Source organism: Thiocapsa sp. (genome assembly GCF_022340925.1).
Classification (GTDB): Bacteria; Pseudomonadota; Gammaproteobacteria; order Chromatiales; family Chromatiaceae; genus Thiocapsa.
This window is the reverse complement of sequence record NZ_JAJDNA010000042.1, coordinates 60,811-79,277: the sequence shown is the minus strand read 5'-3', so window position 1 is coordinate 79,277 and position 18,467 is coordinate 60,811. Positions and strand designations below refer to the sequence as shown.

At 66.1% G+C, this 18,467-nt stretch carries 12 protein-coding genes and 1 pseudogene; 9 read left to right on the top strand and 4 right to left on the bottom strand.

What is annotated here, in order from left to right; genetic code table 11:
• The first annotated feature begins 77 nt into the window (after positions 1–77).
• The 8 genes from LJE61_RS05765 (at position 78) to LJE61_RS05730 (ending at position 7,573) form a co-directional block, all read left to right on the top strand.
• Complete coding sequence (locus LJE61_RS05765; RefSeq protein ID WP_296910971.1) at positions 78–359, top strand: RnfH family protein; 282 nt, start codon at positions 78–80, stop codon at positions 357–359.
• A 325-nt stretch (positions 360–684) separates the two neighbouring features.
• On the top strand, positions 685–1,350 hold the full coding sequence (phoU, locus tag LJE61_RS05760; protein ID WP_296917736.1) for a phosphate signaling complex protein PhoU: 666 nt from the start codon (positions 685–687) through the stop codon (positions 1,348–1,350).
• A 181-nt stretch (positions 1,351–1,531) separates the two neighbouring features.
• Positions 1,532–2,341, top strand: coding sequence for an MlaE family ABC transporter permease (locus LJE61_RS05755; RefSeq protein WP_296913151.1), 810 nt, complete (start codon positions 1,532–1,534; stop codon positions 2,339–2,341).
• A gap of 106 nt (positions 2,342–2,447) precedes the next feature.
• On the top strand, positions 2,448–3,185 hold the full coding sequence (locus LJE61_RS05750; RefSeq protein WP_296913154.1) for an ABC transporter ATP-binding protein: 738 nt from the start codon (positions 2,448–2,450) through the stop codon (positions 3,183–3,185).
• Complete coding sequence (locus tag LJE61_RS05745) at positions 3,182–4,297, top strand: MlaD family protein (RefSeq protein WP_296913157.1); 1,116 nt, start codon at positions 3,182–3,184, stop codon at positions 4,295–4,297. Before LJE61_RS05750 ends, LJE61_RS05745 begins: the two co-directional genes overlap by 4 nt.
• Before the next feature lie 133 nt (positions 4,298–4,430).
• Positions 4,431–5,075, top strand: coding sequence for an ABC-type transport auxiliary lipoprotein family protein (locus tag LJE61_RS05740; RefSeq protein ID WP_296917734.1), 645 nt, complete (start codon positions 4,431–4,433; stop codon positions 5,073–5,075).
• Positions 5,076–5,176: 101 nt separating this feature from the next.
• Positions 5,177–6,454, top strand: a complete 1,278-nt coding sequence (locus LJE61_RS05735; protein ID WP_296913163.1) for a hypothetical protein — start codon at positions 5,177–5,179, stop codon at positions 6,452–6,454.
• A 216-nt stretch (positions 6,455–6,670) separates the two neighbouring features.
• Positions 6,671–7,573 (top strand): EamA family transporter, encoded by a 903-nt coding sequence (locus LJE61_RS05730; RefSeq protein WP_296913166.1) that lies wholly within the window; start codon positions 6,671–6,673, stop codon positions 7,571–7,573.
• Between the two features lie 56 nt (positions 7,574–7,629).
• On the opposite strand, the gene LJE61_RS05725 is transcribed toward LJE61_RS05730, so the two are convergent.
• On the bottom strand, positions 7,630–12,501 hold the full coding sequence (locus tag LJE61_RS05725; protein WP_296917732.1) for an nSTAND1 domain-containing NTPase: 4,872 nt from the start codon (positions 12,499–12,501) through the stop codon (positions 7,630–7,632).
• Positions 12,502–13,056: 555 nt separating this feature from the next.
• On the opposite strand from LJE61_RS05725, the gene LJE61_RS05720 reads away from it, so the two are divergent.
• Positions 13,057–15,018, top strand: coding sequence for an SEC-C metal-binding domain-containing protein (locus LJE61_RS05720; protein ID WP_296913323.1), 1,962 nt, complete (start codon positions 13,057–13,059; stop codon positions 15,016–15,018).
• A gap of 30 nt (positions 15,019–15,048) precedes the next feature.
• On the opposite strand, the pseudogene LJE61_RS05715 reads toward LJE61_RS05720, so the two are convergent.
• From LJE61_RS05715 to lpxD, 3 genes and pseudogenes are all read right to left on the bottom strand, one after another.
• Positions 15,049–15,192, bottom strand: a pseudogene (locus LJE61_RS05715) (YgiQ N-terminal domain-containing protein); the annotation flags it as partial.
• Between the two features lie 85 nt (positions 15,193–15,277).
• On the bottom strand, positions 15,278–17,284 hold the full coding sequence (locus LJE61_RS05710; RefSeq protein WP_296913172.1) for a sodium-translocating pyrophosphatase: 2,007 nt from the start codon (positions 17,282–17,284) through the stop codon (positions 15,278–15,280).
• A gap of 114 nt (positions 17,285–17,398) precedes the next feature.
• Positions 17,399–18,463, bottom strand: coding sequence for a UDP-3-O-(3-hydroxymyristoyl)glucosamine N-acyltransferase (gene lpxD, locus LJE61_RS05705; RefSeq protein ID WP_296913175.1), 1,065 nt, complete (start codon positions 18,461–18,463; stop codon positions 17,399–17,401).
• Between the last annotated feature and the right edge of the window lie 4 nt (positions 18,464–18,467).

The window sequence follows — 18,467 nt, the reverse complement described above, 5'->3', positions numbered from 1 at the left end:
GCCCGTCATGGACGAGCCCGCGGTTGGATTGGCGAAGCCTGAGCCGATCTACCAACCCTTGATTGAGGATTCGAGCAATGCATGTTGGCGTCGCCTACGCAGACAAGTTCAAGCAGACCTGGCTCAAGCTCGATGTCCCGGAGGGGAGTACGGCTCGTGAGGCGATCGAGCGATCCGGTCTGCTCGACCAGTTCGCCGAGATCGACCTGTCCGTGAACAGGATCGGCATCTTCGGGCGGCTCGTGCAGCTCGACACCCGCCTCAACGACGGTGACCGAATTGAGATCTACCGCCCCATCACGGCCGATCCGGAGACCACCCCCCGCCGCGACGATCCAGAGGCCGGTCAGAACGACTGATCTGCGCCCCTTTCTCAGCAGCCCCGGCGCCCATCCGAACGGAACGGGTTTGCGCCCCCGCGGACGCAGGTCCAAGCGCGGGTGCACCAGTGGTAGGGCAGATTGCCTCTCACCCGACATGCACCGCTTCGGACGGGCAGCAGGCCGTCTTCGCAGGAAAAGGACTCCGCCTCCGTCCGCGGCCGGGCAGGGTCGCGCCGTCGCAGCAGATCGGTCTTCAGTCCGCCAGGCTCCTAGGCAGATCGGCATCCCTGTGCTAGCTTCAGCGGCCAAGCCGTCCGGTGGGCATTCGGAGCAGCAGGCACAGGCCAGAGAGGACAAAGGAATGAGCGAGCACATCAACCTGGCACAACGCCGGCGGGCGGAGCATCAGGCGGCCCTTGGCGAGTTGGGGAGACTGGTGATGGATGCCTTGCGCCAGTCGGTGATGTGCCTGACCGAACACGACTTGGAGCTGGCCGGATGCATCATCGAGGCGGATGCGCGCATCAACCAGCAACGGCGCGTCCTCGAGCAGGAATGCCTGGTGACACTCGCGGCCTTCAAACCCGCTGGAGCGGATCTACGCGCCATCGGGGCCTGCATGGAGCTCGCCTCGGAGCTGGAGCGCATCGGTGACTACGCGGCGGACGTCGCCCGCATCCTGCAGAAGGCGGGCGAGACGCCACTCCCGGCCGGCGCGGTCGAGGCCATCACCGAGGTGGCGGAGGATGCCATCGCCATGCTCGGGGAGACCCTCGACGCCTTTACCAGCGGGGGCGACGAGCAACGCGCGCGTGCGAGCATCGCACGCGAAGACATGATCGACCGCAACGAGGAGGCTGTGATCGAGCGACTCCTCTCGATGATGGGCGCCGATTCCGGTTTCGCGACGACCGGGACCTATTTACTGTGGATCGTCCACAACTATGAGCGGGTCGCCGATCGCGCGACCAATGTCGCCGAGCGGGCGGTCTATGTTGCGTCCGGAGAGACACCGGATCTGGACTAGCGCACAGCGCATGGGATCCGCACGCGCAGCGCCTGGGAGGCACAGTCAACGAGTCTCGACAGCCGGCCGTTGAGACTGAAGGGCAGGAAGACCATTCCCCTTTCAGCATCGCAACCGAGACGGCACGGAGGCTTCGAACGGACGGCTTTCACGCTAAGATGCATAGACGCCAATCCAGGGCATGACCTCGGTTGATATGGGTGTCGACTCGAGAGACACCGGTGCCTTCGCAGGAGCCACCGGCTGGATCGAAGAGATCGGGTTCGCCGCGATGACCCTGGCGAGCTGCCTCGCCCTGTACCTGCGGATCCTGCTTGGGAAGGCCAGGTTGGACGTCCCGGCTTTCGCGGCATCCCTGCGCCAGGCCGGTCTCTCCATCCTGCCCGCGATTACGCTGGTGACGGCCTCTGTCGGCCTGATCATCGGTCACCAGATCGAGGCAATCCTGAATCAACTCGACTTGCCCGGCCTGATCCTATTGACGGTCACCTATGCCACTGTCTTGGAGCTGGTGCCGATCCTGGTCGGGATCCTGGTGGCGGGGCGAGCGGGAGTCGCCCTGGCCGTCCGGCAGGCGACCCTCACGGTCACAGGTGAGATGGACGGCTTGTTGGTGAACGGCATCCACCCGATCCAGTTCACGGTCGGCCCGGTCCTCCTGGCGATGCTGCTGATGAGCTTTGCCTTCGTGATCTGGGGAACGCTGGTCACCTTTGCTGCAGCCGGATTCTGGCTCTGGGGCATGACCGGGGTCTCGCCAGCCTTGTTTCTGGAGGCGCTGAGGCGGGCGCTTGATGTCCCCACCCTGATCGAGGCATTGGTCAAGCCCCTGCTCTTCGCGCTGCTGATCGCGCTAATCGCAACCGTTAACGGAACTGCAGCCGGCCGCAATCCGGAGGGCATTGCCCGGGCCGCGACCCGCACCATGATCGGGGCGGTGGCGGCGATCCTGGTCACCGATCTCCTCTACATCCTGCTGTTACGAGTCTGATCTTGACCCAAACCACCCGCGACCCACCATCCCCGAGCCGTATGCCCGGCGGGCGCACGGTCGGTCCTGCCGTCTTGGCGCTGCCAGAGACTTTTCGGGAGCCGCGATGCCGGCGGCCCTGACGCTCGCGGGTGTCTACCAACATGTCGCCGGCCGCATGGCGCTGGATGACATCCGACTTTCTTTGCCCGAAGGGGCCTGGCTGTTGATCTGCGGACCAAACGGGGCCGGCAAGAGCTTGCTGACCCGTTTGATCCTGGGACTCGATCGGCCCTCGGCAGGCACGATCCGGGTCCTGGGACAGGACCTTGACCGGATCGGCGGGGTCGCAATGGCGCGGCTCCGTCGTGAGATCGGGGCGGTGCTCCAGCGCGGGTCGCTGCTATCAGGTCACACTGTCCTCGACAACCTGCTGCTGCCCTTGCGCGACACACCGATGAGCCGCAGCGAGATGGCCCGTGCGGCGCGATTGGCGATGACACTGCTTGGCCTCGACGGACTCGAGAACCACTTGCCGCGCGCACTCTCGTTAGGCCAGCAGCGGCGCGTGGAGCTCGCGCGCGCACTGATTCACCGCCCTAAGCTGCTGGTGTGGGATGGACTTTCCGACGGGCTCGATCCGAGCGTGGCGCGCGAGACCCTGGAGGTCTTGCACGTTCTGAGGGAAAACCAGAATCTCACGCTCGTCGCCACTGACAACCGGCTGGATGCGCTGACCGGCACGAGCGATCGGACTGCGGTCCTGGAGCGCGGGCGGCTGTTGTTCGAGGGCACGCCCGCGGAGCTTGAGGCAGCGAGCGCGACCCGCCTGGATCTGCGCGCAGCGCTTTGGGGACATCCATGACCGACAACCCGAGTCCAGCCGATCGCCGGCTCGATCGGCTCTATGCGCCCCCCGAGATTGGGGCCCCGGGCAAACGTCGGGCAAGGGCCGAGCGCCGCGATCTCCTCTACTCGGGCATCTTCGTCATCGCGATGGCAGCCGTTGCCTTGACCGCACTCACGGCGGTCCTGCCCGGGCTGGTCGGAAGGCCCAATCGCCTGCAGGCCTATTTCCTCGATGCCGCTGGGCTGGACACGGGGATCCAGGTCGTCCAGGAAGGCTATGTCATCGGTCTGGTCGAGAAGGTGGCGCCGGTCTTTCCCGGGACCGATGCCTATCTCCGCCATTGTCCGCCGCCATTGGCCGGGGGTGCGCCGCGCTCGCCGAGCCAGCCCTGCTTCCGCGCGACGCTGCGCATCCGCAAGCACTGGCCAGTCCCCCTCGACAGCACTGCACAGCTGGCCCCGCTGGGCCTTTTGAAAGGAAACGCCATCAGGATCGAGGCAGGCAGCTCTGCCGAGCTACTCGCCAACGGGGCCGTGATCGATGCCAGAGAACCGCAGGCGGACCTGACCGAGCGCCTCGCCGACCTCACGGATACGCTCCGCATCGTGGTCGAAGACAGCATTGCACCGACCCTTGCAAGCATCCGCGACCAGGTCAAGACGATCGAGCTGCTGATCGGGACCGCAGACGACCAAGGCGAGAACCGCGATCGGCTCGCGGGCGCCTTCGAGCATCTCCAGACCTTGTCGCAGAATCTGGCCACGGCGGTCGACCCTGAGGCGATCGGCGCCATCCTCGAATCAGTCAGAGAGACGTCGCAGGGCCTGGCCAAGATCACCAGCGACATGACGGGGAGCACCGAAAACGTCCAGCGCGCAGTCGCCGACTACAGCGAGCTGGCGAGGGATGTCCGCGGGCTGATCAACGAAAACCGCCCGGCTCTTCAGCGCTCCCTCGACGATACGCAGTTTCTTTTGCAGTCTCTGTCCGCGTCACTCACACCGATCTTGACGAACATCGAGGACGCAACCCGCAACCTGTCGGCCCTCTCGCGTGACCTGCGCAGCGATCCGACCTTGATCATCAAACAACGTCGGCAGGAGGAACAGGCGCCTTGGTTCCGGTAACGGCTCTCGCCGTCGCCGCCGGTCCGCGCGTTGACTCGCACCGAGACCCCGGCAGAGGGGCCGCTCGCCGAGGCAACACCGCCATTGCCAGGGTCGACTGGGGGAATCCGATCTCCCTGATGAGGACTAACCCATGACTCAGCACAGCCCGCACGGACGCCTGGGCATCATCCTGACGCCGATTCTGACCCTGCTCCTCGTCGTGAGCGGCTGCGGCTCGCGGGAACCCTTCAGATCGGACCGGTTCTACTCGCTCGCCCCGCTCCCTTTGGAGGCACCCGCGGGTCCCGCGGTGCAGGCAACGCTCCTGGTGAACGAGCTGTCCGCGCGGGGTTTCCTCGGCGGTCGGCAGATCGTCTTCCGGACCGCGGAGGAGCCCTTGCTGGCTCAGCGGTATCAAGACCTCCTCTGGGAGGAGCCGGTTCCGCGTGCCATGGCTCGGGCATTGGTCGATGCGATCCGCGCCGCGGCGGCCTTTGAACGCGTCCTGACACCGGCCAACCGGGCACGCGCAGACTATCTGCTCGGCGGCGAAATGGAGCGGTTCGAGCACCTGCCGACCGCACAACCGCCGCGGGTCGTCGGGACGCTCAATTTGGCGCTTCTGCGGGCCGCTGACCGCAGATCGATCTGGAACCGCCAGTACAGCGGCGAGGTCTTGGTCGAGGGGGCGACACCAGCGGCGATGGCCGAGGCATTCAACCGGTTGGCCGCACGCTTGGCGGCGGACGTCGTGCGGGACCTGCGGACACTTCGGCAACGGCCCGGGACGCTGTGAGCCTCTTGTCGACGAAGGATCCGAGGCCCTCGCCCGCAATCGGACAGGGGCGGCCCGACCGGTTCGCACCTCTGTATCCACCGGACTTGGATCGGCTGAGAGTGGCCTGGGCGCACCTGCGCATGGCGGGACCGCCGGCCGATTACGCCCTGACCCGGCCCGAGGTCGACCATCCGGACCCGCGGCGGCGTTTCGCCCGCCGAACGATTCAGGAAATTACCTGCAACGGCGACCGGTTGGCCCTGATCGACAAGGTCTCTCCCCATAGCCTCCACGACCTCATGGTGACCGAGGTCTCCACGCCAACCAAGGCGACCCCGGACGCGGTCGAGCCGCTCACCGGGCGTTGCCTGTGGAGGACGGGCCTGAATTTCGTCCGGTTCGTGTCCGAGCCCGAGGTTATGAATGGCTTTGGCCTGGTCGATGGCCAGCTGCATCTCGCGCTCAACTGTGATCCCAATACGGGCGACAGGGAGAGCGTCCAGGCCGCGAAGCAGTTTCATCTGCATCTACTCTACTGGGAGGATGCGGTGCTGGAGGCCCTGCGCGGCGCCGAACGACTCGCGCCCGTCACCGATCCCCGGGTGCGTCGCCAGGCCATCGACCCACTCACCTTCCTCGGTGCGCACCTGATCTACGAGGCGATTGCCGGACTCGATCTGGGCATCCGTGGCGCGCGCCTGGTGAGACCCGACGACGCGCTGACGATCAGGGGTCAGCGTCCGATCGGCTGTCTGATCGAGCTGCCCGGGTGGGAGGTGCTCGCAAACCCTGACTTCGAGGACCTGATCCGGCGCCTGCATCGGCACCTGGACAGGATGTCCGCAGACCTGCTGGAGGTTTTCACGGGGCAGCGAACCCCCCCGCCGCCCTGGCGGCGACATGGACTGTTGCCACCCATGGAGATCGCTGCCGGCATCGCATCACTGCCCCTCTCGGCTGAGGTCCAAGCCGGCCTCCGGCACCTCGCCCGCGCCCTCGAGGATCTGCCTGAAAAGGTCGCGCGCCGCTTGCGTGGCGCTGGACCGGCGCGACGGAGGCATCTCATGACGCTCAACCTGCCCGCCTACGCGATGAACCTGTATGCCCCGATTCGCAATCGCCGTGGGGCCCCGCTCGGTCAGGCGTCCAGGGTCCACCTGACTCTTCAGCCGAAGCTTTTCTCCGGCATCGGTGGCGCGGGACTGCTCAGCCTCGGTGGAATCCCGAGCGTGCGGGTCTTGCGGAACGCGGGGAGACTGACCCCTCGCGAATGGCACCGTCGGACGGCATTCCAGCGCCGCTTCGCCGCATTCAACCAGACCCAATGCGATGACGATCCCGCGCTGCGTTTCGAGCCGATCCGGCACTTCGCGAACCCTCATCTGGGTTGGGTCTGAGAGCAAGGGGGCGCAGGGCGCATCTCGTGCGGCCTGCTCGACCGGCTTGGGGAGAGCGCCTTTTCCGGGTCGGAGGGCCCATGCGTGCGCCTTTGTCGGTGTATGATCCTGAGCAGTCGCCAAAGCTGATCGACTCAGCCATGTCGGATGGGCGTGGCACAACATGCGCCAGCTTGGCGCCCGTATCCAGGCCGAGCCTCACTGCACTCCCACCGGATGGACCTGTCTGCATTCGCCCACCTCTGGATCCTGTTCTCGCTGGCCTCGGCCTTCTTTCATGCCTCCCGCCTCGCGGTCACCAAGCACCTCGGCCTCAGCTTCTCGGCCGAGGTCCTGACCTTCTATGTCAACCTCATCAGCCTGGCGATCACGCTGCCGCTGATCGTCTGGAACCACCAGTTCCCGTTTCACGAGCCCCGGTATCTGCTGGCCGTGCTCTGCGGCGGGGTGCTGTCCGCCTTGGGTGGTTGGGCGCTGAACGCCGCGATCCACAAGAGCGAGGTCTCACTGGTGGGCCCGATGATCACGTTCACACCCGGTTTCGTGATCCTGATCGAGTGGGTCCTGACCGGCGTGCTGCCCGGCGCAGTCGGCGTGCTTGGCATCGCCTTCCTGGTCGCCGGCAGCTATATCCTGAGCCTCAGCGACCGTCGGGTAGGCTGGTCGCTCCCGTTCAAGCGACTCGTTACTGACCCCGGCAGCCGCCTCGCCGTGTGCGCCGCCGCCTGTTTCGCCGCGGCCAGCGTCTTCGGACGCATCGGCATCCAGCTGAGCGACCCTTTATCCTTCGCCGTGGTCGTCGCAATCGTCAACCCATTGGTGCTCTTCGTCCTGTTCACGCTTCACGATCGGGGTTTCTATGCCCGGATCTTCACCGACCAGACGCGACACCAAGCGCGCCCATTGCTCGTGCTTGGCGGCCTGTTCGCCTTGATGCGCATCGCCGACCAGATCGCGCTCAGCCTGACCCTGGCCTCCTATGCCATGGCGGTCAAACGCACGGCCGGCGTCTTTTCGGTGCTGCTCGGACGCCGGTTCTTCCGTGAGACCCATCCGATCGCCAAGCTGATCGGATCGGCCGTCATGCTGCTCGGGGTATTGGCACTCACCCAGGGTTAGGGAAACGTTTCAGTGTTCAGAGGTTGCCGGTCGGAGGATGGAGGTCGAGGGTCGATCTAATCGGTCGAGCCGGCGGCTGGACCCGTGCTCGGATCGAGCCGGTTCTCGCTCCGGAAGCGGTTGGCCTCGCGAATCAGGGCCAGGCGTGCGCGGTCGCGGCCCCACAGAGACACCAGCGCTCGATCCGGGGTCCCGGCCTCGTTCCAAAGCCGCCACAGGAGGGTCGCGTTCTCCCAGTAGGCCGCGGCGAGCGTATGCCCGTCGGGGCTGAAGCCGGCGTAGGCTACCCCGCCCAGGTCCGCCGCCAGGGTCAGATAGGACCCGACCGGCTCGGTGCTCGGAGTCGTCGGGCGCTGCCAGAGGCGCACCGAGCCGTCTCGCGAGGCGGTGAGCAGCCAGCGACCATCGGGGCTGAACTCTGCCGCATAGATCCGATCCTTGTGACCGGAAAGCTCGGCGAGAAGGGCACCGTCGAGGCTCCAGACATGCGCCTTGGCCGCGAAGGCCGCGGTCACCAGTGCCGCTCCGTCCGGCGCAAAGCGCACGCCGTAGAGCGCTCCGGCCTCGGGCTCCAGATAGCGCGGGGGACCGCATCGCCCGGCGGTGAGGGACACCAAGGCAGCCCGCCCGTCCTCACTGGATGAGGCGAGCGAGCCCCCATCCGGTGCAAAGGCGACCTCGGTCACCGCCTCGCGATGCAACTGCTCCGAGCACACCTGAACCCAATCACTCCCGGGTCCGGCACGCATCACACGCACCCCCCCGCCGTCGTCTCCGATCGCCACCTGGGTCACTCCATCCTGTCCCACCGAGACCGCCCCTGCCTGCGCCGCGACCCCGCCCTCGGCCCACCGCGGTGAGTCCACCAGCGGTCCACAGGCCCGGGGATCCCAGAGACGCACCGGCTGCCGCGGATCGCTGGACGTGGTCAGCAACCAGCGCTCATCCGGTGAAAAAAGGACCTGGTGAACATAGGGACAGGCGCGACCGCCATCCGGTCGGCACGCAACCCCTTCGGCCGCCACCGGCAACCGGCAGCCCCCGCCGGTCGTCAGGTTCCAGACCCAGGCTGCACCGTCGTGGCCGGCGCTGGCCAGGTACTTGGCCGATGGCGAGAAGGCGACACGGCGGACTCGTCCTTGATGACCCGACAAGCTCCAGATGCGCACCGGCGGCAGGGTCTCGGCACGCCGATCATGGATCCACACCTCTACACGGCCGTCGAAGGCAGCGGTGGCCAGCAGGACGGTCATGGGGCCGTCGGCTCCCGTGGCCATTGCCAGATGCCAGACATGATCTGCGCTGGGAAGACGAGAGGCCAATGTCTCGGTCGGCTTGACCGACCAGAGCCGTGCGGAGCCGTCGAGATCCGAGTAAGTCAACACACGTGTCCCGTCACGACTGAAACGCGCCTCCGAGACCGCAGCATCATGACTGAAGACAGCGATCTCCTTGCCGGTCAGCAACCCCCAGAGTCGCGCCGTCTTGTCGAGCGATGCGGTCAGGATCAGAGGCTCGGGGCTGTCGTCACCGCCCCTGGTCGAAATCCGCACATGCTCGACACTGAGACCATGATGGCCGAGGATCTCCGCCTGTCCGCTCTCCAGATCCCAACGGACGACCTGCCCTCCGTCATCGCCGGCGACGAGATACCGGCCAGTCGGCGAGAAGGCGGATTCCCGCACCGCCGACTTGTGGACTCGCAGACGGCTGCCGTCGCGGGTAACGACGCCGAGGTCGGCGAGCTGCCGGCCATCAAGATCGTAGACGCGGATCCGCTCGTCGGCCGAGGAGACCGCGACCCGCTGTCCGGTCGGGTCAAATTCGGCGTGGTTCACCGGCCGCCCCAGGGGACCGCTTTTCGGCAGCACCAGGCGTTCGGTCCCCGTGAGAGTCTCGAGCACCCGCGCCGATCCATCCCGCGAGGCCGTGACCAGCAGAGCCCCCCCCGGCTCGAAGGCCAGGCTGCGCACCTGGCTCGCATGCACAGACCGGTCCCAGAGGACCTTGCCGGGTTCATCCAGGGCCAAGACGCAGATCGCGAATCGATCGCGCGGAGCCTCATGCGAGAGTGCGAGGAAGCGCCCCTCTGCGTCGAGTGCGATCGGGCTCTCCGCCGGTGCACCACAGGTCCAGTCCGCCGCCTGAGCGGACTCGAGCGGGAGCCGCCAAACCCCGGTCTCACCGATGCCGAGGATCAGTTGAGCCTCCCCGTCACCGACGAAGCGAACCGAGTGGATCGGTGTCTCCGGACCGAACAGGCGCCTCTGCGGCTGGAAGCTCTGCTCGCGCAGCGCCCAGAGCTGCGCACCCTCGCCCCGGGCTTGCGTGACCAGGCGCTCGCCGTCGTCACGAAACGCAGGCCGCTGGGGTTGATCGCCAGGCAGGACCTTGGACTGGACCATCGCGATCAGCCGGTTCGTGGTGAAGGCGCGACTGAGGGTATCGGTGGCCTCCTCCGGAAGGTAGGGACCGGCATTCAGGGCGAGGCGGACCGCCTCAGGCGTATTGCCCCATGCGATGGCCAGATCGGCCGCCTTCAGGAGGCTGCGCTGCAGGTTGACCGTTGCCTCACGCGAGGCGTCCCAGGCCCAGAAAGCGGCCGTGGTGGCCAGAACCAGCAGAGCGACCAGAGTCAGACCCAGGATCCGCGCCCAGCGGTTGCGACGTCGCTGAAGCAGGAGATTTTCGTGGGATTGCTCCAAGAGCTCCTGCTCCAAGGGTTCCAACTCGTCCGCGTGGGCATCGGCAAAGCGACGCGCCGCTGCGAAGCCGGCCTCCCCCAGCAGATATTCCCGATTGCAGTCGGTCCGTTTCCAGAGACGGGCCTGGCGCGAGACCTGGTAGCGCAGGATGAGGTCGCCCCGGTTGTCTGGGTTTGCCAGCCAGTCACGCACGGGCCGCCAGCGCTCGAACAAGGCCGGGTGGGCAAAGCTGGCGATCGGACGATACTCGTCCCACCGCGCAACCCCTTCGGCGCCGGCGGCGGCTTGGACCGATCCTGCCGTCCGGAGCTCGGTCTCGACCAACGGCTCCCGCGCCGAGGATGCATCCCCGACACGGAATCGCTCACGCCAATCATCGCCGGTCCGGATGAGGAGATGCCTCAGGTCATCCAGCAAGCGCGGCGCGCTCCTGGGGCAGCCAAGATGACTCGGCGGATCGGCTACGCCGTCTGCGACTACCAGGCGGGCGGCGATCAAGGATTCAATCAACATCCTGGCCCTGGCGTCGCTTGTCAAGGTGCGCAGATCGCCGCTGCGGGCGCTGGGCGCTGATGCGCCGCCCGCTTCGAGCGCGATCAAACCCCGGCACAGGATCGGCAGGGCATCCTTCACCTCTTCCTCCAAGCGCTGCCAGAGGGCCTCCGCGCGCCTCAGGAGCGATCCCGAGAGCCCTCCGACGCTCCGATAGTCGCGAAGGGTCAGAAGCTGCGAGTGGGATCTGTCCGCGTCCCGGGATCGTGCGAGTGCCAGTCGATAGATCTCGTCCAGCGCCGGCTCCAGCGCGGCGGGCCAATGCACCAGCCGACTGGCCTCGGACTCCAGCTCCTCGACCAGGCCTCGCCCGCTGCCGCCCGCCATCCCTTCATACTCGATGCCGGCGACCCGCGCCGGGATCTCGATGACCTGGCGAATCCTCGACGGAGGCGGTGGGTCGAGCCGAAACCAACCCTGATCGTCCAAGTGGGCGGCGAGAGCGGGGATGTCCGCTATGTGACGAAGGTGATCGCTGCGCAGCGTCGAGATCACCCAGATGCCGTCCTGGGCGGCGAGCAGCGCCAGAGCGGCGGCGAACGCCTGGACGCGTGGGGTCGGCAGAATCGGCTCGCGGAACAGCCGATCGAGCGGATCCACGACGACGGCGAGCTGCTGTTTCCCGCCTACACCGTCATCCGGCGGCGCGCCATCATCGGCAGCCTGCAGCAGGGCGGCCCGCATCTGCTCACCGGCCACCTGCGGCTCGCTGACCAACAATCGTCCCAAGCCTGAAACGTCGAGCCCGAAAGCAGTCAGCGCTGGACCCAGCATCCCAGCGGTGGCGATCGCGGCGGCAAGCGACTCGATCGGATCCCGATCATCCAATTCGACGAGAGACCAGCGGCAACCGGAGATGCCCGAAAACAGAAAAGGCCTCCCCAGACGGGGCAAGACCCCGGCGCGGATCAGGGAGCTCTTGCCGACCCCGCTCGGGCCCGACACGAGCAGAAGTCCGCGGCCGGGACCCTGCATCGCCTCAAGTCGCGCGAGCACCTCACGGGTCTCCGTCTCGCGGCCGGTGAAGACGCGATCGTCACCCAGCTCGAACGGTCCCTCGGCTCGAAAAGGACTGCCGTGCCAGCCGCCGGCGGCGGAAACCAGCCGCCGTTCGGCGGTAATGCGACGATTCAGAAGCTTGCGCAGTTGAGCATCAAGGAGATCCCGTAACGCACGATCATTGCCGAACTGGCGGAAGGCACGGCTGAAGCTCCCATCGGGGTTGAAGAAATGCGCGCGGAAGAACTCATCCAGCCGGTGCCGGTCCGCCAATGCCTCCCGGGTCGCCTCGGTGTTGTTGACGTCCACCAGACGCGGCGCGGCCTTTTTATAGACCAAGACCTCCGGGCTGCCGCTTCGCGAAGAGGCCCTGACCGCATCGATGAACTCCCACTCGGTCCCGGTCATCCCTCCGTAGGGATCCTCCGCGAGCGGCGTCCCGAGCCTCGACCAGAGCATGACCACCACGATCTCGCACTCCGACGGCCGCAGCAGTCCGGCCTGAAAGCTCTGCGCCGCGGTCAATGCCTCCTCTTCCCAGAGGATCGACTGGAGCTTGAAATAGGGGAGGTACTCTTGCGCGAGCGCATCGATGACATCCTTGACCAGGGCCCGCTCATGGTCCAGATCCGACGGCGAGGAGACGAAGATTCTGACCTTGGGTTCAGTCATCGGGGCGCCGCGGATTATTCAGGGCCAAGGTCTCGCGCAGTAGCTCAGTCAGGCGGATCCAACTGGGGCCGGGATGCGTGCAGATCCGGAACGAACGCCGGGTGGCCTCTGCGATCATCCGACGTGCCTGGCGCTGGCCGCGAATCCCGAGCGGCACGCCCCGCGCCGGAAGCGCTGACCATTCTCAGCACTTCCCTCAGAGTCGCCCCCGGGCGCTGACCGACGACGCCGGGCCGCGGCGGTCGGGTGACGCCGGACATGACATTAGCACGTTTGCTGCCCATCACGCCGTTTCCACACGGGGACGTCCAGACCGCCCATCGCTGTCAGATCATCGAGAAATCGAGACCCTTAGGGTTTACAATCGGGTCAACGTCCGATCGGCCAATGATGCGTTGACGTGGCACGACGAGCGTCTGAAGTCGCGCCTGGACCGTGACAACGTACCCGAACTCTTGATACACGCTGCAGCGGTGCGGTCCCAGCCGCGGGGCGATCGTCAGGCAGGCGATGGGCGGGTCCCAAGATTGCCTCCATCCAGCGGAGGAGCTGATGATGTCCGATTACGAGACCGCCGATTCCGAACGCTTCGAGGAAATCATCCAGCGCTCGGTGCGACAGATCCTGCTCGCCCCGGATCCAGACCGCTTTCTCGACTGGGCACGCGATCACCTCCCGGAGATGCTCGGACTGGCCGCCACCCCGCTCGACGACGTCGAGCGTCGGCGGCTCGCCAACCTGCTGGCCGCCGCGATCTGGAACGCCACGCCGCAGCCTACACAGGCCTTCCAACCCCAACCCATGGTGCCACACCCGGCCGACGCCCCCTGCCCCTGCGGCTCAGGCAGCCGTTACCGTGACTGCTGTGGCGCCATCGAGGACCTGCCGGAGCTCTCGACCGACCTCGTTTGGGAAATCCTGCTCGACGAGCTTCCCGAGCATGGGCTCCGCGAGGCATTGTCTTTGGATGCAGTCCCGAAACCCTTGCTCGCGCGCATCGCGGATCGCTGGCTTGAAGAGGACCGCCCGAAGCGTGCCGTGGCGCTCCTGGAGCCCCTGTTTTCGGATCGGCTCGATGTGCTCGGGGAAGCGCTCGAGCCGGCCGTCGACATCCTCTGCGACGCCTACGATCGACTCGACCATTGGCGGAAGAAGCAAAGGTTCCTGGAGCGGATCTGCACCGAGGGCGCCCGCCCGCTGCAGGCCGCGGCCTGGCAGCGGCGCTGCACGATGGCGATCGACGAGGGCGATCACAGGCGGGCGGACGCGGCCTTCACCGCGGCACTGAGAAGTGACCCGGACAATGCCGGCACCGCCATCTTGGAGATCACGCTCCTGGCAGCGCAACATAAGGACTGGATCGCTCGCGAACGGGCCCGAGTCTGGTTGCACCGGTTTCGCCGAATCGGGTTTGATCACCCGGGCGTCATCCATTTCCTGACACGCGCATCCGACGACCCCCAGAACGCGCTGGTCGACAGCCATTCGGATGTCCTGGACCCTCGGATCCTAGAGTTGCACGACTGGTGCACCCTCATTCAAACCCGCTCCTTCCCGGATTACCGCTTGACCCCCCTTGGCGCATCAGGGGCCGCCCGGCCACCGGGTCAGCTCGCCTTATTCGACGACCCGGCTGGTGCGATCCCGATCACGCATCCCGACGAGGCGACCGACGCACAGGCGGGCCATGCGGCGATTCCGATGCAATTGAGCACGCCGGCCTCGATCTCTCGTCTCGAAAGGACCTGGCAGGCCGTCTTCCCGACCGGCAAGCCCCATTCGACCCATCTCACTCCGGCCGGAGACGCCGCACCATGGGCCGACCAGGACTGGCTCGCGTATCTGTTCGGGCACCCGCAGCTCGCTGACAGCCTGGAAGCCCTCGACGATCTGGCCACGGCGCTCTACGTGCACCCCGAGAGCGCCCTGCCCTGGATCTCGCATGTCTTGCTGCGACCTCTCTTGGAGCGTGCCTGGTCGATCCTGGATCGAGTGCTCCCACCCGATACGCCTTACCAGATCCCTTGGTCGTCACCGCGCAATCGACCGGCCCTGCGTCTGCTCTTCCGACTCTATCTCTGCCAGGTCGAGGAAGGTGAGTCCGAGGACGCCGCGCGGACCCTCGAGACCTTGCTGCGGCTCAACCCTCAGGATAACCACGGCGTGCGCGCCGAGCTGATGAACCACTACCTGCGCGACGGTGAGGACGAGCTTGCGCTGGCATTGGCAAGACGCTTCCCGAACGACGCGCTCGCCGACCTGGCCTACGGCGAGGTGTTGGCGCTCTACCGTCTCGGGCGACAAGACCGTGCCCGCCTGGTGCTCACGACCGCCGTGCACCGCTTGCCCCGCATTCCTCAGTACCTGACGCGAAAGCGCATCAAGCGACCGCGCCTGGGTCCTGGCGGCCTCACCCCCGGTGGCGACGACCAGGCCTGGATGTATCGAGAGGCGATGCGCGACGTCTGGGAGGCAGAGCCGGGCATCCTGGCCTGGCTCAGGCGCCTCACCGCATGAGCGCAGGATATCCGTTACCGCAAATCCTCGTGCGGTACAGTCCGGCTGGGCGATGATGCCGAGACGAGACCCCTGCGCCTCCAGCAGGCGCCCGGCGATCGCCACTCCGAACGAGGGATGATCGACGTAAGCGTCTCCCGTCAGGATCACGACATCACCACGGTCCCACACGAGACCGGACGCTCTCATGCCTGACGCGGTTCAACCACGCAAAGGGGGGCCAGGCGCCCCCCGGGCTCAAGACCGCGGCTGAACGCCTTCAGCCCAGCAGCGGCGCGATCGTCAAGCTGACGATGGCCATCACGTTGATCAGGATGTTCATCGCGGGACCGGAGGTGTCCTTGAAGGGGTCGCCGACGGTGTCGCCGACCACGGTGGCCGCGTGCACCGTCGATCCCTTGCCGCCGAGATTGCCCTTCTCCACGTACTTCTTGGCGTTGTCCCAAGCGCCGCCTGAGTTGGCCATGGTCAAGGCGAGCAGCACGCCCGCGAGCAGTGCACCGCCCAGCATGCCGCCCAGTGCCTGGGGTCCGATACCGAATCCGACCAGCGCCGGTGCGCTAACCGCGATCACGCCGGGCAGGATCATCTTCTTGATCGCCGCCGTGGTGGCGATATCGACGCAGCGCGCGGTGTCCGGTTCGCCGGTGCCTTCCAGCAGTCCCGGAATCTCATGGAACTGGCGACGGATCTCGTTGATCATGGCGAAGGCGGCATCACCTACCGCGGTCATGGTGATCGCAGCGATGAGGAACGGAATCGCACCGCCGATCAGCATCCCCATCAGGACGTTGGGATCGCCGAGGCTCAAGGAAAAGTCCGGGATCTGCGCGTGCAGCGTCTCGATGTAGGCGGCAATGATGGTCAAGGCGGCGAGGGCCGCCGCCCCGATGGCGAAACCCTTGCCGATGGCGGCCGTGGTATTGCCCAACTCATCGAGCGAGTCGGTGATGCCTCGGGTCTCCGAACCCAGACCACCCATCTCGGCGATACCGCCCGCATTGTCGGCAACCGGGCCGTAGGCGTCGATCGCCATGGTGATCCCGACCGTGGCCAGCATGCCGACAGCGGCGATACCGACCCCGTAAAGGCCGGCCAACTGACTGGAGACAAAGATGATCAGCGCGATCGTGAAAACCGGGATTACGACCGATTGCATCCCCACCGCCAAGCCGGAGATCATGACCGTCGCGGTCCCTGTCTCACCCGACTTAGCGATGCGGCGCACCGGCGCAGCCGAGGTATAGTACTCGGTCACCAAGCCGATGACGATGCCGCCGAGCGCGCCGGCGAGAACAGACCACCAGATGTGATTGGAGACATCGACGAGCCACACGACCAGATAAGACGTCCCGATGAAGAGCAGGCTGGCCCCGATGGTTCCGGTGCGCAGGGCCGTCGCGGGCTTGGTCGCCGAGACCGCCTTGACAAGAAAGACGCCGGCGATCGAGCAGAGCAGTCCGACCGAGGCCAGCGCCAGCGGCAGAAACATGAGCGCCGACTGGGAGCCCAGCACCGCCAGGGTCGCGGCCGACATGGTCGCCGCGATCGCAATGGTGGCGATCTGGGCACCGCAATAGGATTCGAAGATGTCCGATCCCATGCCGGCCACGTCGCCCACATTGTCGCCCACATTGTCGGCAATGACCCCCGGATTGCGAGGATCGTCCTCTGGAATACCGGCCTCGATCTTACCGACGAGGTCGGCCCCGACATCCGCGCTCTTGGTGAAGATACCGCCGCCGACGCGATAAAAGAGCGCGACTGACGAGGCCCCCACACCGAAGCCATGGATGGCGTGAGAGGTTTCGGGATCACCGCCGAAGAGCAGATAGAGAAAGCCGAGACCCAGCAATCCCAGTGACGCAACCAGCAGACCCATGACCGAGCCGCCGAAGAAGGCGACGGTGAGTGCTTCCGGGGCGCCCCGCCCATGCGCGGCGGTGGTGGTCCGGACATTGGCCTTGGTCGCGGAGAACATTCCAAGGAACCCGGCGGTTGCGGATGCCCCTGCGCCGATCACGAAGGCCAAGGCGGTCTTCCAGCCAAGGAAGTAGAGCAGCAGGATCAATACGACAACGCAAAAGACGCTCAGGAGAAGCAGCTCGCGTTTCATGAACACCATCGCCCCGAGATGGATTTCATCGGCGATCTTTTTGATCTTTTCCTCGCCTTCCGGATACTGCAAGACCAGCGTATAGATGTAGTAGGCCGCCCCCAGCCCGAGCATGCCGAGCGAGAGTGGGATCAACGCGTTGAAGGACATTGGGTCTCCTCAGTGCAGCAGTCGTATTGGTGATAAACCCGTACGGTTTATAACAAATATCAGGGGGGAAAGCGATGCGACCGTCATTGGCCCGTCATAGACAGACCATTGAGGTCAATCGCCAGCGACAGTCCGGGATGCCTCTTCCAGACTCGCTAGGCGGGCTTCCAGCTGATCGATCGTCTGCTGCTGACGCTCCATCTGCCTCAGTGCACCCGGAAGCCGAGTCAGTGCGGCGCTTTCGCGCAACGCCTGCTTGAGCGGGCGCGCGGGCGTCCCGAACATCGCCGCCATGGCGGGCACGTCCTTGACCACGCCGGCCTGCCCCCCGATCCGAGCGCCGTCTCCCACCTTCAGATGGTCCGAGATCGCCACCTGGCCGGCCAGCACAACACCCTGCCCGAGGGAGGAGCTTCCCGCGATTCCTGATTGGCTGACCAGAATGCTGTGCGGGCCGATGGAGACGTTATGGGCGACCTGCACCAGGTTGTCGATCTTGGTGCCGCGCCCGATCCGAGTGATGCCCAGCGTTGCCCGATCGATGCAGCTGTTGCATCCGACTTCCACGTCATCCTCGATGACGACGCATCCGAGCTGGGGCACCTTCCGGTGGGCGGTCCCGTCCCATCGATAACCGAAACCATCACCGCCAATGCGCGCGCCCGGATGCAGGATGCAGCGGTCCCCCAGCACCGATCCTCCCAGCACGGTGACATTGGCGCCGAGCAGACAGTCGTTCCCAATCCGCACACCTGGGCCCAAATAGACGCCGGGACCGATGCGGGAGCCGGACCCGACCCTGACTCCCGCGGCAATCACGGCACAGGCGCCGACCTCCACACCGGTGCCGAGCCTGGCATCCAGGTCGATCACCGCAGTCGGATGAACGCCCTGATTGATCGAGTCAGGGACGAACCGCAGAGCGATCTCGAAGAAGAGGTCACGCGGCGCCGAAACGCGCAGCAGCCGCTTGCCGGGGATCTCCGGGAAACCCTCGCCGACAAGCACGAGCAAGGCTGCGCTCCTGGAAACCGCGTCTGCCTGTCCGGCGTCCTCGGCGAAGCAGAGATCCTGGGGGCCGGCATGCTCCAGGCTGCTGACGCCGCGGATCTCGATGTCGTCCTGGACCGCCAGCGGGATCCGCAGCAGCTGATAGAGACCTTGTAGGGAGAGTGTCATACGG

Bases quoted from the DNA above. Each gene is read 5' to 3' on its own strand.
- LJE61_RS05755 (WP_296913151.1), top strand. From the start codon at position 1,532: ATGACCTCGGTTGATATGGGTGTCGACTCGAGAGACACCGGTGCCTTC.
- lpxD (WP_296913175.1), bottom strand. From the start codon at position 18,463: ATGACACTCTCCCTACAAGGTCTCTATCAGCTGCTGCGGATCCCGCTG.
- LJE61_RS05725 (WP_296917732.1), bottom strand. From the start codon at position 12,501: ATGACTGAACCCAAGGTCAGAATCTTCGTCTCCTCGCCGTCGGATCTG.
- LJE61_RS05730 (WP_296913166.1), top strand. From the start codon at position 6,671: ATGGACCTGTCTGCATTCGCCCACCTCTGGATCCTGTTCTCGCTGGCC.
- LJE61_RS05745 (WP_296913157.1), top strand. From the start codon at position 3,182: ATGACCGACAACCCGAGTCCAGCCGATCGCCGGCTCGATCGGCTCTAT.
- phoU (WP_296917736.1), top strand. From the start codon at position 685: ATGAGCGAGCACATCAACCTGGCACAACGCCGGCGGGCGGAGCATCAG.
- LJE61_RS05740 (WP_296917734.1), top strand. From the start codon at position 4,431: ATGACTCAGCACAGCCCGCACGGACGCCTGGGCATCATCCTGACGCCG.
- LJE61_RS05720 (WP_296913323.1), top strand. From the start codon at position 13,057: ATGTCCGATTACGAGACCGCCGATTCCGAACGCTTCGAGGAAATCATC.
- LJE61_RS05765 (WP_296910971.1), top strand. From the start codon at position 78: ATGCATGTTGGCGTCGCCTACGCAGACAAGTTCAAGCAGACCTGGCTC.
- LJE61_RS05710 (WP_296913172.1), bottom strand. From the start codon at position 17,284: ATGTCCTTCAACGCGTTGATCCCACTCTCGCTCGGCATGCTCGGGCTG.
- LJE61_RS05750 (WP_296913154.1), top strand. From the start codon at position 2,448: ATGCCGGCGGCCCTGACGCTCGCGGGTGTCTACCAACATGTCGCCGGC.